Origin of the sequence: Pseudomonas sp. NPDC088444, from assembly GCF_044900175.1 — a bacterium.
Lineage (GTDB): Bacteria > Pseudomonadota > Gammaproteobacteria > Pseudomonadales > Pseudomonadaceae > Aquipseudomonas.
In genome coordinates, this window is sequence record NZ_JBJDNK010000016.1 from 1 (window position 1) to 589 (window position 589).

Consider the following 589-nt stretch of genomic DNA (forward strand, 5'->3'; position numbering starts at 1 on the left):
CGGCCACATCAGGCCTTGAAATACAAAACGCCCGATGCGGTGCATCGAGCGCTTTGAGGGCGAAACAGGCGTAAACCTATTTCAGGACTAGACACCGCACGAGGGTGGCAACGACGATCACTGGGGATTGGTATCCAGTGGTTCCTGACTTGGAACAGGCACGGCTTCGGCCTTGTCGACGTCGTTCTGGATCTGCTCAAGCAGCGAACCTGGTTTCGGTGGTGCTTCCTTCTGAGGCTGATCCCCTTTGTTTTCGGGGGTGACAGTCGTGTCGCTGCTTTTTCCGAGGATCGCCTCGTCGCGGCTGACACCCGGCTTGAAGTCGCCGGACAGGCTGGCCAGTTGATCGTTACCGTTGAAAATCAGGCTGATCCGTTCCTGTTGCCGCTCACCGCCACCTGGCTGAAGACTGTACAGATAGTCCCAGCGCTCAGGGTGAAAGGTGTCTGTCAGCAAGGGATTACCCATGATAAACCGTACTTGCCGCCGGGTCATTCCGGGGCGTAACTGGTCTATCATGTCTTGCGTGACGACATTGCCCTGTTGGATGTCGATTTTATAAACCCCGGGGAATGAACAACCGGCGAGT

Annotated in this window: 1 protein-coding gene; it reads right to left on the reverse strand. The window is 56.2% G+C overall.

All coding sequences use genetic code 11. The features are described 5' to 3' along the window. Window positions 1-117: 117 nt before the first annotated feature. Window positions 118-589, reverse strand: a 472-nt coding sequence (locus tag ACI2KB_RS25305) for an outer membrane protein assembly factor BamE (protein ID WP_404639156.1), incomplete at its 5' end; no start/stop codon positions are given.